The 13,159-nt window shown below is 71.3% G+C and carries 12 protein-coding genes; 5 read left to right on the top strand and 7 right to left on the bottom strand.

The features are described from left to right. Nucleotides 1–124 precede the first annotated feature (124 nt). Nucleotides 125–2,356: a hypothetical protein gene (locus tag ACFYZS_RS25760; RefSeq protein WP_389016980.1), complete on the top strand. Its 2,232-nt coding sequence runs from the start codon at nucleotides 125–127 to the stop codon at nucleotides 2,354–2,356. Nucleotides 2,357–2,384: 28 nt separating this feature from the next. On the opposite strand, the gene ACFYZS_RS25755 is transcribed toward ACFYZS_RS25760, so the two are convergent. Then, nucleotides 2,385–3,050: a response regulator gene (locus ACFYZS_RS25755; RefSeq protein WP_389016977.1), complete on the bottom strand. Its 666-nt coding sequence runs from the start codon at nucleotides 3,048–3,050 to the stop codon at nucleotides 2,385–2,387. Continuing rightward, a complete protein-coding gene (locus ACFYZS_RS25750; protein ID WP_389016974.1) occupies nucleotides 3,047–4,009 on the bottom strand; it encodes a HAMP domain-containing sensor histidine kinase in 963 nt (320 codons plus the stop codon). The genes ACFYZS_RS25755 and ACFYZS_RS25750 overlap by 4 nt, the downstream gene beginning before the upstream one ends. Nucleotides 4,010–4,310: 301 nt before the next feature. Between ACFYZS_RS25750 and ACFYZS_RS25745 the strand changes: the two genes are divergently transcribed. The 3 genes from ACFYZS_RS25745 (at nucleotide 4,311) to ACFYZS_RS25735 (ending at nucleotide 7,075) form a co-directional block, all read left to right on the top strand. Continuing rightward, nucleotides 4,311–4,781 (top strand): cation:proton antiporter regulatory subunit, encoded by a 471-nt coding sequence (locus ACFYZS_RS25745; RefSeq protein ID WP_389016971.1) that lies wholly within the window; start codon nucleotides 4,311–4,313, stop codon nucleotides 4,779–4,781. 7 nt (nucleotides 4,782–4,788) lie between these two features. Further along, nucleotides 4,789–6,039, top strand: coding sequence for a cation:proton antiporter (locus ACFYZS_RS25740; RefSeq protein WP_389016969.1), 1,251 nt, complete (start codon nucleotides 4,789–4,791; stop codon nucleotides 6,037–6,039). 304 nt (nucleotides 6,040–6,343) lie between these two features. Next, nucleotides 6,344–7,075 (top strand): oxygenase MpaB family protein, encoded by a 732-nt coding sequence (locus tag ACFYZS_RS25735; RefSeq protein WP_389016966.1) that lies wholly within the window; start codon nucleotides 6,344–6,346, stop codon nucleotides 7,073–7,075. Between the two features lie 50 nt (nucleotides 7,076–7,125). Here ACFYZS_RS25735 and ACFYZS_RS25730 read toward each other — a convergent pair whose 3' ends face one another. Further along, entirely contained in the window at nucleotides 7,126–7,557 is a 432-nt protein-coding gene (locus ACFYZS_RS25730) for an SRPBCC family protein (RefSeq protein ID WP_389016963.1), read from the bottom strand. Nucleotides 7,558–7,673: 116 nt separating this feature from the next. Here ACFYZS_RS25730 and ACFYZS_RS25725 point away from each other — a divergent pair, with 116 nt between their 5' ends. Then, nucleotides 7,674–8,720, top strand: a complete 1,047-nt coding sequence (locus ACFYZS_RS25725) for a MerR family transcriptional regulator (RefSeq protein ID WP_389017261.1) — start codon at nucleotides 7,674–7,676, stop codon at nucleotides 8,718–8,720. A 31-nt stretch (nucleotides 8,721–8,751) separates the two neighbouring features. Here ACFYZS_RS25725 and ACFYZS_RS25720 read toward each other — a convergent pair whose 3' ends face one another. Genes ACFYZS_RS25720 through ACFYZS_RS25705 form a run of 4 tightly spaced genes read right to left on the bottom strand, consistent with a single transcriptional unit; the run spans nucleotide 8,752 to nucleotide 12,978 of the window. Next, nucleotides 8,752–9,567: a DUF1295 domain-containing protein gene (locus ACFYZS_RS25720; protein WP_389016960.1), complete on the bottom strand. Its 816-nt coding sequence runs from the start codon at nucleotides 9,565–9,567 to the stop codon at nucleotides 8,752–8,754. Further along, nucleotides 9,564–10,928 carry a class I SAM-dependent methyltransferase gene (locus ACFYZS_RS25715; RefSeq protein WP_389016957.1) on the bottom strand — a complete coding sequence of 455 codons (1,365 nt, stop codon included), beginning with the start codon at nucleotides 10,926–10,928 and terminating at the stop codon, nucleotides 9,564–9,566. The genes ACFYZS_RS25720 and ACFYZS_RS25715 overlap by 4 nt, the downstream gene beginning before the upstream one ends. Beyond that, nucleotides 10,925–11,695, bottom strand: a complete 771-nt coding sequence (locus ACFYZS_RS25710) for a DUF1365 domain-containing protein (RefSeq protein WP_389016954.1) — start codon at nucleotides 11,693–11,695, stop codon at nucleotides 10,925–10,927. Before ACFYZS_RS25710 ends, ACFYZS_RS25715 begins: the two co-directional genes overlap by 4 nt. Continuing rightward, nucleotides 11,692–12,978: an NAD(P)/FAD-dependent oxidoreductase gene (locus ACFYZS_RS25705; RefSeq protein WP_389016952.1), complete on the bottom strand. Its 1,287-nt coding sequence runs from the start codon at nucleotides 12,976–12,978 to the stop codon at nucleotides 11,692–11,694. The genes ACFYZS_RS25710 and ACFYZS_RS25705 overlap by 4 nt, the downstream gene beginning before the upstream one ends. Between the last annotated feature and the right edge of the window lie 181 nt (nucleotides 12,979–13,159).

The raw sequence follows: 13,159 nt of genomic DNA, 5'->3' as shown, positions 1-13,159 counted from the left end.
GGGCCGTAGAGGGTCCTGACGGCGGACGTCGCCGGTCGCCGAAGCAGGTGCGGTGGCGTGTTCGGACGACTGGGACACGACGGGGAGTCCCGAAGGAGGGCCCGCTGTGCGAGAAGAGCGAAAGATGTCACGCCCGGCGAGGAGATTCCCCTTCGGGCCGGTGTTCATCGTGTACCGGAGCGGGAACGCCGACGCGGCCGACGGCGGTACGGCCATCAGCGGGATCGGCCGGATATCCGTCGAGTACCGGGTGTCCGTACAGCAGTCCGCACAACAGGCCGTTGCCCAATCGCTGGCGAGGTCGGTGCTGCACGCCGAGGCGGAGGAATTCAACCAACTCGTGGGCCGGGACATCCATGGAATCATCGACCTGCGCTTCACCACTGAGATCCTGGATCAGGTTCGGACGCACGCGACGGAAGATGCGTCGGGCACCGTGCTCGGGCGGCGCATGGAGGACGTGATCGCCTTCTACCGGGGCCTGGAGCCGGGACGACTGGTCATCACGGGGCCGGCGTCCTCCGCCGCGGGGGTGTCCGAGGACGCGGGTACGGGCAAGACCGTGATCGCCCTGATCCTGGCCATCGGGCTGGCACGCGCCAGGACAGAAGGTCAGGAGGTCAAGGTTCCCGTCCGGTTGTCCGCTTCGTCCTGGCCCGGGGGAACGATCAGGGACTGGCTCGCCGAACAGCTGGACCGGGACTGGAACCGGTCGCGCTCGGAGATCAGGCTGCTGCTGGATTCGTACTCGGTGCTGCCGGTCATCGACGGTGTGGACGAGATGGATCAGGACAGCGCCCACGGGGTCGCCCCCCGTGCCGCGGCTCTGATGGCGGAGGTCAACAGGTACCAGGAGGACACAAAGGCAGCGCCGGTGGTGCTGACCTGCCGTCGGCCGCAGTACGAGGCATTGAGCGCCGACGCCCCGGTCCGTACCGTCGCACTGCTGACCCTCGACCGGGTCGGCAGTGACCAGGCCCACGCGTACCTCAAGACCCGGGTCGCCTACACGCCACGCGGCAGGGATCTGTGGAGGCGAGTGCTGACCACCCTCGCCCGCGAGCCTGGATGCGAGGCAACCGTCGCACGCCTGGGCGGTCTGGAGAAGGCCGCTCTGGAACGCGCCCTGGACACGCCCTGGCGCCTGGCCCTGGCCGCCACCGTCTACCACCCCGGCACGGGGCGGGACCCCGAGGCCCTGCTGGTCCACGCGAAGGACGGCACCCTCGATCGCCACCTTCTCGATCACTACATCCACGCCGCGCTCAAAGTCCATGCCGACGGGGGTGGCCGGTCCATCGCCGGAGCCGCCCAGACGACCCGGTACCTGGGACTCCTGGCCGACCATCTCCACGCCAACGCCAACGCCAACGCCAACGCCAACGCCAACGCCAACGCCGGAGGCCGCAGCATCGACGGGCGCGCGTTGTCCTCCACCGACATCGTTCTGCACGACCTGTGGCTCCTGGCCGGCCGGGACAGGGTCGGGCGCGCCGAGCGCGCACTGCTTTGGTCGGCCGTCGGGGGACTCGCTGTTCCGGCCGCCGTGGTGGCCTTCTTCCTGCAGCGGCACGTGCCTCTGCTTCAGGCATGCATGGTGGCCTTCGTGCCGCTGATTTCCCTGGGCATCATGATCGCCTTGAACAGTGCCGCCGATTTGTGGGAGGAAGCTCCGCAGCCGAGGCGCATCCTCTCCGCCCGCCTGCGTGCTGCCCACACCCGCTTCCTCCTGTTTCCCGGGTGGGTCCTGTTCGGCGCCGGCGCCGGATTCTACTCCGCGGCGATGCTGAACCACGGGGTGGGGAAGCGGGTCGAGTTGGCAGTCGCGTGGGGGGTGGTTGCCGGGTTGCTGGCCGTGCTCAAATTCGCGGTACGGTCCGAGGAAGAGCACACGATGGCGCTCGCGTTGGGGCTCCCGACGGATCGGGACGAGCCCGTCGCCGATCCTCGGCGGCCACTCCGGGACGACCTCGCGGTCGTCCTGATCCGGGCTTTCACGATCATGTTCGCCGTCGGCACCACGCTGTGGATCGTTCTCGGCGCCGCCCCGGTGGCCTGCCTCGCCGCAGCGGTCGTCATCGGGGTATGGCTCACGATCTCACCCAAACCCTGGGAGTTCTCGGGGCCCGTGTCGGCGGCCCCGGGCTCGTTCGATCCCCGCCCTTGGCTCGCCGGGCGGGCCTGGTTGCGCTACTGCGCGTTCCTTCTGTGCGTACGGGGCCGCCTTCCCTGGAGGCTCGGGCGGTTCCTCGAACACTGCCTGCAGTGCGGCCTGCTCCGCAGAGCGGGACCGGCCTGGCAGTTCCGTCATCGAGAACTCCAGGAACACCTCACCACCTCCCGCTCCCGGCGATGAGCGCCTGCGCCTGCGACTGCGCCTGCGGCTAGGGCTCGATCAGGCCGACACGGATGGCGTAGCGGGTGAGTTCGAGGCGGTCGCGCAGGCCGAGTTTCTGGAGCAGGTTGGCGCGGTGTCGCTCTACGGTCTTGGGGCTGATGACGAGGAGGTCGCCGATCTCCTTGGAGGTGTGGCCCTCGGCGACGAGTTTGAGGATCTCCTCCTCGCGTTCGGTGATGGGCCGCTCCGGGATCGGGCCGCCGGTGCGGGCGCGGTCGAGGTAGGTGCGGATGAGGGTGGTTTCCGCGCCGGGGTAGATGAACGGTTCGTCGCGCAGTGCGGCGCGGCAGGCTTCGACGAGGTCGCGGTCGGCGACGGATTTGAGGACGTAGCCGGAGGCTCCGGCGCGCAGGGCTTCGAAGAAGTACTGCTCGTTGTCGTACATGGTGAGCATGAGTATGCGCAGGCCCGGTCTGCTGCGGGCGAGTTCGCGGGCGGCTTGCAGGCCGGTCCGTCGGGGCATGGCGATGTCGAGGACGGCGAGGTCGACGTCGAGGCTGCGGGCCTGGGCGACGGCCTCGGCTCCGTCTGCGGCTTCGGCGACGACGGTCAGGTCGGGTTCGGCGTCGAGTATGAGGCGTACGCCCCGGCGTACGAGGGTGTGGTCGTCGGCGAGGAGGACGCGGGCGGGTCTGGGGCCGGGCCGGGTCATCGGGTGGCCCTCGTGGTGTCGGTGGTGTCGGTGATCGCGAGTCGGACCTCGGTGCCGCCGTGCGGACCGGCACCGACGTCGAGTTCGGCGCCGATGAGCAGGGAGCGCTCGCGCATCCCGCGGATGCCGGCGCCCTCGGGCGCCTCTCCGAGGCCGTGTCCGTTGTCGCGGACCAGCAGGCCGACGCCGCCGCGGGGCAGGGGACGCAGGTGGACCTCGACGCGGGTGGCGCCGGAGTGGCGGGCGGCGTTGGTCAGGCCTTCCTGCGCGATGCGGTAGAGGACGAGCTCGGCGGCCGGGTCCAGGTGGGGCAGCCCGGGCGTGATGTGGGCGGTGACGCCCAGGCGCGGGGTGGTGAACTCGCCGGCCAGGGAGCGCAGCGCACTGAGCAGGCCCAGTTCCTCCAGGACACCGGGGCGCAGGCGGCGGGCGATTCTGCGGATCTCGTCCAGGCTGGCGCGGGTCGTCTCCTGGGCCTGGTGCAGGTCGGTACGGACCGGTTCGGGGGCACGGTCGGCGGCATGCTTGAGCTGGAGGAGAACAGCCGTGAGGGTCTGGCCGATCTCGTCGTGGAGCTCCTGGGCGATGCGCTTGCGTTCGGCCTCCAGCGCGGTGAGCACCCGGCCGCTGCTGGTGGCCCGCTCGGCTTCGAGCCGGTCCAGCATCGCGTTGAAGGTCCGGGTGAGTCCGGCCACCTCCCCGCCGCCGCTGACCGTCGGGCGGGTGGCGGGCTTGAGGAGGTCGGCGGTGGCCATGGCCCGGTTCAGACGGGCGAGCGGGGCCAGGCCGACCTTCAGGAGGACCGCGTTGACGACCAGCATCGCGGCCAGCCCGCCGAGCAGCACGAGCGCCTCCCCGAACAGGACCGGCGTGGAGACGGTGACGGGGCCCAGCAGCAAGGCCACCACGGCGGCCAGAACGCCCGCGTTCATCAGGAAGATCCGCCAGTACAACGACACGGCCACACGCCTTTCCAGCCGGTCCCCCAGCATCCTCCACGGCCGGCCGCCCGGCCGCCCATCCTCCAGCTGATCAGGTGCTGTGACCTGCAGCGGAAACCACTTCCCCGCCCCATCCTCACGCCGGTGAAGGCTGCTGTCCATCCGTGTCGACACCCATATTTCGGACACGCGAAAAGTGGCACGATGGGCCCGCCGAGCGGCCCTTCTCCTGCCCGAGACCGAACTTCCGCCGCAGCGGCGTCACGTACGAAAGCGAACGAAAGCGAACACGAGGGGGACAGCTGTGCCTGCTCCACGGATGAGCACCACGCCACTGCCCGGCATCGGGGTCCAGTACGACCTCACCACCCGCGAACACCGTCACCTGTCCGTGGTCGCGCACCGGGACGGCACCCGGACGGTGAACCTCTACCGGGCCGACGACCCCGACGCCTGCGCGCAGTCGCTGCGCCTGACGGGTGCGGAGACGGCCTCGCTGATCGACGCGCTGATGCCGGCCCACCACAGTCCCAACGTGCTGCACACCACCGACCTGGGCCTGGTGGCCGAGCGGATCGAGCTGTCGGGGCACTCGTACTGGAACGGCCGGCTGCTGGGGGAGACCCGGATGCGTACGGAGACCGGCGTTTCGATCGTGGCCGTGCTGCGCCGGGCGGAGGCCCGTCCCTCGCCGGCGCCGGACTTCCGGCTCGCCGGCGGGGACACCCTCATCGTGATCGGCACCCGCGAGGGCGTCGACGCGGCAGCCTCCATACTCGGACGGGAGTGAGACGCCCGTGCACTCCGCCGTGTTCCTGATCGAGTTCGGTGCGATCATCCTCGGCCTGGGTCTGCTGGGCAGACTGGCCGGCCGCTTCCACTTCTCCCCGATACCGCTCTACCTGCTGGCCGGCCTCGCCTTCGGCACCGGCGGACTGCTGCCGATGGGGGCGAGCGAGGAGTTCGTCGCGATCGGCGCCGAGATCGGCGTCATCCTGCTCCTGCTGATGCTGGGGCTGGAGTACACGGCCAGCGACCTGGTCTCCAACCTCAAGACCCAATACCCGGCGGGGCTGGTCGACTTCACCCTCAATGCCGTCCCCGGGGCCGTGGCCGCGCTCTTGATGGGGTGGGGTCCGGTCGCCGCCGTGGTCCTGGCAGGGGTCACCTGGATCTCGTCCTCCGGGGTCATCGCCAAGGTGATGGGCGACCTCGGCCGTGTCGGCAACCGGGAGACCCCCGTCATCCTGTCCATCCTGGTGCTCGAAGACCTCGCCATGGCCGTCTACCTGCCGATCATCACCGCCCTCCTCGCCGGCGTGAGTCTCGCCGCCGGCAGTGCGACCCTGGCCATCGCCCTCGGCGTCGCCGGAGCGGTCCTGTTCGTCGCGGTCCGCTACGGACGGCACATCTCCCGCTTCGTCTCCAGCGACGACCCGGAGAAGCTGCTCCTCGTCGTCCTCGGCCTGACCCTGCTCGTCGCCGGCATCGCACAGCAGCTCCAGGTGTCCGCCGCGGTCGGCGCGTTCCTCGTCGGCATCGCCCTCTCCGGTGAGGTCGCCGAGGGCACCCACACCCTGCTCAGCCCGCTGCGGGACCTGTTCGCGGCCGTGTTCTTCGTCTTCTTCGGCCTGCACACCGACCCCGCGAGCATCCCGCCCGTCCTGCTGCCCGCGCTCGCCCTCGCCGCTGTCACCGCGGGAACGAAGATCGCCACCGGCTACTGGGCGGCGAAGCGGGCCGGGATCGGGGTCAAGGGCCGCTGGCGGGCAGGCGGCACGCTGGTGGCCCGCGGCGAGTTCTCCATCGTCATCGCCGGCCTCGCCGTCACCGCCGGCATCGAACCCGCCATGGGCCCGCTCGCCACCGCGTACGTGCTCATCCTCGTGGTGATCGGCCCGCTCACCGCCCGCTACACCGAACCCGTCGCCGCCTGGGCAGGGCGCCGCCGCACCCCGTCGCGTCCGTTCCTGACCGCGGTGCCGTCCCAGACCGGATCCCCTGAGGACCTCAAGGACCAGGCGCAGGATCGGGCCGGCCGCGCGTGAGGGAGGACCGGGGGCGAGATCACCACAGGTCGCGGTGATACGGCGACGGCGACCCGCACCGGGCCGCGGAGCTCCCGGGAGGGTCGAGCCCCCGGGTGCCGTGCAGGGAAGGCCTGCGGGACGAGCCGAAACGAGAGATGCTGGGCGCATGCTGCGGCCTCGGGCAGTCTCCACCAGGCTCCAGGCCCGGGCGGGAGAGGAACTGCTGCTCAGGGTCGCAGGTCCGGCAGCCCATCAGCGGCGTGCGCGTATCCACGGTGCTCCGGGACCTCGCTGGTTCGAGCCCGGTCGCCCGATACGCCTCGTGCATGCGGATGCCTCGATGTACGTCGGCGGGCTCGCGGCTCTGCTCCTGCAATCGCTGCATCCGGTCGCCATGGCGGCCGTCTGGGCGCACTCCGGGTTCAGGGGCGATCCCTGGGGCCGGCTCCAGCGCACCAGCACCTTCCTGGCCGTCACCACCTTCGGAACGGACCAGGACGCGGCGCAGGCCGTTCTTCGGGTACGAGGCGTGCACGAGCGGATCAAGGGCGTCACGGCCGACGGCGTGGCATACCGGGCCGGCGATCCGCATCTGCTCGCCTGGGTCCACCTCGCCGAGACGGAGTGCTTCCTGCGGGCCTACCAGCGCTACGGGCGCCGGCCCCTGGACGTCCCCGGACAGGACGGGTACGTGGCCGACATGGCGTACGTCGCGCGACGGCTCGGAGCCGAGACGCCACCGGAGACCCGGGAGGAGCTGAGCACCCGGCTCGGCGCATACCGCGAGGAGCTCCGGCCCACCGCGGAATCACGGGCGACCACCGGCTACCTGCTGTCACACCCTCCGTTGCCGGGCGCCGCACGCATCCCGTACGCCCTTCTGGCGACCGCGGCGGCAGATCTGCTGCCCCGGTGGGCCAGAGCCCAGCTCGGACTCCCCCTCACCAGTCGGCTCTTGTTGCCCTTGGCGCGACCCGGCGGTCACGCGGTGACCGCTGTCATCCGGTGGGCGACGCCACCGCTGCCCTCCAACGACCCGCCCGCCGACACGTAGCCGCTGCTCCCCGCCGCAGTGAGCGGCCACCCGCCCGGCGGCAGGGGGATTCAGCGAGCCGTGACGCGGGGCAGGGCATCGGCGATGTCGCCCGCAAGCCGATCGACCTCTTTGCGCAGGAATGGAGCCGCAAGACGGGCGATGCCCTTGAATCCGAAGGTCGCACTGTAGGTCAGGCGTGTCGAGTCGGCGGACACAGGCGTGAACCGCAGGTCGTCCGTAACCAGGACGCTGCCGTTCTCGCCGGTGAACACGAGCCGGTCGACCTCCCGGACATCCAGCCGGTACGACAGTTCGCTGGTGCGCCCGCGGAAGCGCGAGACGTTGCGCCACCGCGAGCCCGGCCCCACGGGTCCCTGGTCCAGGCGTACGCAGGACACGGTCGCGGGATCCCACTCCTCGGCGTGCGCGAAGTCCGCAAAGTAGGCCGCGGCGTCCCGCATCGTGCGGGAAACGAGCATGGTGCGCACCACGTGGATCATCGGCGCCTCCTCGGTAAATGGCCGCCTTCGGTAAAGAGTCTTCCGGTAGCGGCCGCTCCCCGGATGCACTCCCGTGGTCTCCCGCGTCCCGACTCGCATCGAATTCGCTTCGTAGTATGGGTGGCATGACCGAAAGAGCCCTCGGTGTCACGACGGGCGCGGTGGCACGGCGCCTGGGGGTATCACCCACCACGGTGCGCTCCTGGGAGCAGCGGTACGGCATCGGGCCGGAAGTCCGGGAAGGCGGCAGGCACCGGCGGTGGATGCCCGGCGACATCGCGATGCTCGAGGAGATGTGCCGGCTCACCTCATCCGGTATCCCTCCGGCCGAGGCCGCCCGCGCCGCGGCGGCCCTGCGCCGTCAGCCCGACCCGGATGTCCGCGTCGAACCACCCTCGCTGCCCGTGCCGGCGGAAGCGATCGTGCCGCCGGGCGCCCTGACGCGGCGCCTTCAGGGCGGTCCGGGCGGCGGGCTGCCTCTGGGTGAGGTGCGGCAGGAGTGCCGCGGGCTGGCACGCGCCGCGGTACGGCTCGACGGTCCGGCCATGGAGACCTTGCTGCAGCAGACGATGGAGGCACACGGCCTGGTGACCGCGTGGGAGGAGGTGATGGCGCCGACTTTGCACGCGGTGGGGCGCAAGTGGGAGTCCACGAACGACCGGTATGTCGAGGTGGAGCACCTGCTGTCGTGGCACGTGTCGACGGTGCTGCGGCGGGCGGCCGTCACTGGCCATCGGGTGTCGGCCCACGCGGCGCCGGTGGTGCTGGCCTGCCTTCCCGGGGAGCAGCACACGCTGCCTCTGGAGGCGCTGGCCGCGGGTCTGGCCGAACGGGGGCTGCCGACCCGGATGTTCGGCGCTGCCGTGCCCGCGGAAGCCCTGCTGGCGGCGGTGAGCCGGTCGGGTCCGATGGCCGTCGTCCTGTGGTCACAGTCCCGGTCGACGGCGGACGGTGTCCTGGCCCGGATGGTGGCCACGACGGCGTTCGGCCTCAAAGGGGCGAGGACCACCCCTCTGGTCCTTCTCGCGGGCCCGGGATGGTCCGTGCGGGCCGTGACTGCGGGCATGGGGCGTCCTCACGGTTTGCGGGAGGCGCTGGATGCGATCTCCGCGCTCTACGCGGAGTCGGACGCGGCTCTGGCCGAAGGAGGGATGCCCCGTTGAGGCATGGCAACCCGAATGAGCGTCCCGGTCCTCAACCCGGCCGGCTCCCGGGGCGTGGTGGCCAGGGGAAGAAGCCACTGGTGCGGGCCAGGTAGTCGGCGTAGCCGGGGCGGCCGGCCATGTGCGCCTCCAGCAGGCGTTTGCCGCTGCCCTTGATGAGCAGCACGCTCATCACGAGTGGGGAGACGACGGTGACGGCCGCGGTCTGCCACGTGGCGCAGGCCGTCAGGTACAGGCCCCACCAGACGAGGAAGTCGCCGAAGTAGTTGGGGTGGCGTGTCCAGGCCCACAGGCCGCGGTCCATGATGCGGCCCTTGTTCGCGGGGTCGGCCTTGAACCGGGCGAGTTGGTGGTCGCCGAGCGCCTCGAAGAACAGTCCGACAGCCCACAGGGCCAGCCCCAGCGCGGCCGTGGCGTCCAAGGCCTGGGGCAGCAGTACGGCGGTCTGGACGGGGAGCGAGACCAGCCAGACCAGGGCCCCCTGGAGGAGGTAGATGCTGCGCAGGGCGTACAGGGCCCGGCTGCCGGGCGCCCGGGCGAGCATGCGGGCGTACCGCGGGTCCTCTCCCTGGCCGCGGCCGCGCCGTGCGATGTGTACCGACAGGCGCAGCCCCCACACCACGGTGGCGAGGGCCACCACGGTCCTTCGCGCCGGATCGCCGTGGCCGGCCGAGAGGAACCAGGCGACGACGGCGACGGCCGCGAAGGACAGACCCCAGGCGCTGTCGACGATCCTGTGCACCCCTTTGACCGTGGCCAGGGCGAAGGTGAGCAGCATGACGGTGAGCGCCGTGCCCGCCGATGCGGCGAGGACGGTGGCGAGGGCTCCGGTGTCGACCGCGTTCACGCGAGCGCCCCGTTCCCGTCGTGTGCCTCTGTCCCGTCGGTGAGCACGAGCTGACGTACGTCGAGGTAGCCGGAGCGGAAGCCGGCCTCGGAGTAGGCGAGGTAGAGCTCCCACATCCGGTGGAAGGTGTGGTCGAAGCCGAGGGCGGACACCTCGGCGGACTGGTCGAGGAAGCGTTCGCGCCACAGTCGGAGGGTTTCCGCGTAGTGGGCGCCGTAGCCGGTGTCGTGGACCACGGACAGTCCGACGGCCGCGCTCTGCCGGCTGATGGCCTCCCTGGACGGGATGAGGCCACCGGGGAAGACGTACTTGCTGATCCAGGTGTGGGTGCGGGCGGTGTTCTGCATCCGTTCGTGCGGCATGGTGATGGCCTGGAGCACGGCTCGGCCGCCGGGGGAGAGAAGGCGGCGCAGGGAGCCGAAGTAGGCGGGCCAGTAGGCGGCTCCGACGGCTTCGATCATCTCGACGCTCACGACGGCGTCGTAGGTGCCGTCGAGGCGGCGGTAGTCGCACAGCTCGACGGTGACCCGGTCGGCGACCCCGGCGTCCGCGACGCGCCTGAGGGCGAGCGCGCGCTGCTCCTGGGAGAGGGTGACGGTGCGGACTCGGGCGCCGCGCATGGCGGCGCGGATGGCGAGTTCGCCCCAGCCCGTGCCGATCTCCAGGAGGTTGGTGCCGGGTCCGGCCCCGGCGAGGTCGAGGAGCCGGTCGATCTTGCGGTGCTGCGCTGCGGGCAGATCCGCGGTGCCGGCCGGGAGAGAGGTGAAGACGGCCGAGGAGTAGGTGAGGGTGGGGTCGAGGAAGGTGGCGAAGAGCTCGTTGGACAGGTCGTAGTGCCGGTGGATGTTGCGGCGGGCTCCGTCGACGGTGTTCAGGTCCGAGGCGGGCCTGCGGTGGACCCAGGCGGCGCGCCAACGGCGCAGGGCCTGCGGTACGAGGTCGTCCACGTGGCGGGCGAGCACGGTCAGGGCCCCGACCAGGTCGTCGCTGTCCCATTCGCCGGCCATGTAGGACTCGCCGAAGCCGATCAGGCCGTCCGCGCCGATCCGCCGGTGGAACGCTTCGGGATCGCGCAGAGTCAGGGTCGGAGTCGAAGCCGGAGTCGGATTCGGAGTCCGAATCGGCAGGCTGCCCGGGGTTCCCTCGGGCTGCCGGGGGAAGAGCGTCCCGGCGTCGGCGATCCGCACCCGCAACGGCAGGCGGGCGAGGGCGCGTTCCACGATCCGGCGCGCGACCGCGGTGCGCAGGGCCGAGGTGCGCGGCAGGCGGGCGACGTCGGGCCAGAGCCCGGCGTCGACCAGGTGGCGGCCGACGCGGGTATCGGGGCCGGGGCCGGGAGCGGGTGGGAGGGTAAGGGTCACGGCGCTTCTTCCTGGACGGGACGGGCTCGGTTCCGGGTGGGCCGGGGCTGGACGGGGAGGCCTTTGAGGTAGAGGCGGATTCCGTGCCGCCGGATGCCGAGCGACACTCCGGCCGTCGACCACGGGTTGTGCAGCAGGGCCGCGAGCAGCGCGCGGGTCCCGGCCGGGCGGTGCGTTCCCCGGACGGTGGCGGTCAGGGGGCGTGAACCGTCGCCGTGGCGGAGCTGGACGGTGAGGTCCAGGCGGTCTCCGGGCAGCGGCAGCCTCATCCGGTAGCTGCCCTCGACGCCGAAGAACGGCGAGACGTAGAAGTCCTTGGCCACCTCGGCAAGGCCCTGGTCGTCGGGGCGCAGGAGGTAGCAGTGGCGTTCGCCGTACGTGTTGTGGACCTCGGCCACGACGCAGACGAGGCGGTCGGAGCTGTCGTGGCACCAGTACACGGTCAAGGGGTTGAAGACGTGGCCCAGTACGCGTGCGTGGGCGAGCATGAGGGCCCGCCCGTCGGCGCTGTGGACGCCTTGGGAGGTGAGATAGGCGTCGAGTCCGGCACGCAGGCCGGGGGCATCGCCCGAGAAGTGGTCGCGGGCGTCGAAGCGGGCGAACGGGCGCAGGATGCGGGGCAGGTCCGGAAGGTCGTCCACGTCGACGAGCCACAGGTAGGTCCGGTGTCCCAGGGCGTACCTGACGGGCGCAGAGCGGGTGTGCCTCACCTCGCTCGCGTACAGGGCGGGCACTTGCGGTGCCGGGCGGGCGGGGGCGGAAGTCACCAGATCACCCCGAGAGATCTGGCGGCCTCGGCGCCCGAGCGGCAGCCGTCCTCGTGGAAGCCCCATCCGTGGTAGGCGCCCGCGTAGGCGGTGACGCCGTCGTTGAGGGTGGGCAGGAGCCGTTGCGCTGCGACCGACTCGGCCGTGTAGAGCGGGTGTTCGTACGTCATCCGGGCCAGGACCTTGGCCTCGTCGATGCGGTCACCGGGGTTGAGCGTGACGATGTGCGGCTCGTGGCCGGGCAGGCGCTGCAGACGGTTCAGATCGTAGCTGACCTGCACGGATCCCGGGCGGGCCGAGCAGGAGGGGAGCCAGTAGTTCCATGACGCCCGGGCGTGGCCGCTCCGTGGGAGGAGGGTGGTGTCGCGGTGCAGCACGGTCGGGTTGCGGGAGTAGGTGAAGGCGCCGAGCACGCGTCGCTCCCGCTCGGAGGGATCGGCGAGGAGTTTCAGTGCCTGGTCGGGGTGGACGGCGATGACGACGGCGGCGTGCTCGGCCCTCTCCCCGTCCTCGGTGATCACGTGTACGCGGTCGGCTCCGCGCACGACCGTGCGCACCGGCGTGGAGGTCAGGACGCGGGTGGGGGACTTGGCGGCCAGCTCGACGTAGGCCTTGGATCCTCCCGTGACGGTCTTCCAGCGCGGGGATCCGGTGACCGCCAGCAGTCCGTGGTGGTCGAGGAAGCGGAAGAGGTAGGAGGCCGGGTACCGCAGGGCGGTCGCCGGCGCGCAGGACCAGACGGCCGCGACCAGGGGGATCGCGAAGTGGCCGACGAAGTAGGACGAGAAGCGGTGCTCGCGCAGGAAATCGCCCAGGGTGGGGCCCGCGTTGCCGTTGCCGTTGCCGTTGCCGTTGCCGTCGCCGTCGGCGAGCAGGCGGCGGGCGGCGCGGTGGAAGCGGGGCACGTCGGCGAGCATCAGCAGGTGGCGGCCGCGCAGCAGGTTCGCGCCGCCCAGGAGTCCGAGGGGCCCGCGGGCACCGGCGTACTCCAGGCCGCAGCCCTCGCACCGGACCGACATGCTCATCTCGGAGTCCTGGGTGGTCACGCCCAGTTCGTGGAAGAGGCGCAGGAGGTGGGGGTAGGTGCGCTCGTTGTGGACGATGAACCCGGTGTCGACGTCGACCGTCCCGCCACCGCTGATCGGTACCTCGTGGGTGTGCGCGTGGCCGCCGAGGCGTTCGTCCGCCTCGTAGAGGACCACGTCGTGGGCCCGGGACAGCACGTGCGCGGCCGTGAGTCCGGACACTCCTGATCCGATCACCGCGATGCTCTTTCGGTCCATCCACTCCACCCCGTCGTTTCCGGGGGCTCGGGAATGCCGTCCCCGATGCCCCGGCTTTCATCGGATGATTCGGTGCGCCGCCCCTGCCGGATGAGTGGCATTTCAGCGCAGTCATGACGCCGCCTCCTCCGGCTCGCCGTGCACCGCGCCCGCCGGAGCGAAGACAGCCACAGCCACCGCG

Source organism: Streptomyces sp. NPDC001903 (assembly GCF_042891345.1).
Classification (GTDB): domain Bacteria; phylum Actinomycetota; class Actinomycetes; order Streptomycetales; family Streptomycetaceae; genus Streptomyces.
Note: the sequence above shows the minus strand (reverse complement) of the source record. Positions and strands in the feature narration are given on the sequence as shown.